Here is a 306-nt window from a genome sequence, read left to right as displayed (position 1 = left end):
CATCTCACCCTTGAATGCGCTGCGGATTTGCCTACAGCGCGGGCTACATGCTTACCCCAGGACAACCATCGCCTGGGCTGAGCTACCCTCCTGCGTCACCCCATCACTCACCTACTACCCCCTCGGGCCGACCGCTAGGCCCGACCAGCGCCCGAAGGCACCGACCGGGATTCGGAGTCTTAGCATCAGAGGGTTCAGCGTTGGCGCATACCAGCGGGTACGGGAATATCAACCCGTTGTCCATCGACTACGCCTGTCGGCCTCGCCTTAGGTCCCGACTTACCCTGGGCGGATTAGCCTGCCCCA

At 62.7% G+C, this 306-nt stretch carries 1 rRNA gene; it reads right to left on the bottom strand.

The window, feature by feature from the left end:
• Positions 1–306, bottom strand: a 23S ribosomal RNA gene (locus tag E1200_RS33470); the annotation flags it as partial.

Source organism: Actinomadura sp. GC306 (assembly GCF_004348665.1).
Classification (GTDB): Bacteria; Actinomycetota; Actinomycetes; order Streptosporangiales; family Streptosporangiaceae; genus Spirillospora.
Note: the sequence above shows the minus strand (reverse complement) of the source record. Positions and strands in the feature narration are given on the sequence as shown.